The sequence below is a fragment of the Oleiphilus sp. HI0123 genome, from assembly GCF_001635315.1.
Genome location: NZ_LWGE01000923.1, coordinates 1 through 763 on the forward strand (window position 1 = coordinate 1; position 763 = coordinate 763).

Annotated in this window: 1 protein-coding gene; it reads left to right on the forward strand. The window is 47.8% G+C overall.

What is annotated here, in order from left to right; translation table 11 throughout:
• Positions 1-658: U32 family peptidase (locus A3761_RS07970; RefSeq protein ID WP_068750082.1), on the forward strand; the 658-nt coding region annotated here is incomplete at its 5' end.
• Between the last annotated feature and the right edge of the window lie 105 nt (positions 659-763).

Below are 763 nucleotides of genomic sequence, written 5' to 3' on the forward strand. Positions count from 1 at the left end.
CACCTTAAAGAATATTTGTGAAAACGCCCCGGTTCAAGTTGAAGCGAACGATATCTCTGCAGTGCAATTACTATCGCGCAAAGGAGTACCCTTTGTCTGTGGTCCTAGCACCAATATCTACAATGCACGCACTTTATCGATTATGGTCAGAAACGGTGCTCGACGTTGGGTTATGCCGGTTGAGCTCTCGGGCCATTGCTTACAAACCATTCACGACGAGGCAAGTGATCTTGGTATCCGTGAGAAGATTGAAACCGAAGTCTTCAGCTATGGCCATCTTCCTCTCGCTTACTCCGCGCGGTGTTTTACCGCACGTTACCTGGACTTACCCAAGGATGATTGTCGCTTTAGCTGCATTCACTACCCGGAAGGGCTAGAAGTAAAGAGTCAGGAGCAACAGGCCCTATTTAATATTAACGGCATCCAAACGCAGTCTTCGTCGGTTTATAACCTGCTTGCACAGGTGCCTGAAATGAAAAAATTCGATGTTGATGTCTTGCGCTTAAGCCCTCGTGCTGAGGGTATGAGTGACATCATTCGTCGCTTCCGTGATGCGCTTGATGGCCAGTCGAGTGAAATTGCGCTGAGCGATCAGGATTGCAACGGTTATTGGTTTGGCAAGCCGGGTATGGATATGCAATCAAGTCAAATGGTTTAAGTTGTGAGTGTTGTGGCTGGAAGGCCTTATCTTTCATTTGGCCAGTATATGCAACAGCGCCATGGCGAGCATGTCCATAAGCTCTCTCTCAACGCTTCCTTTACT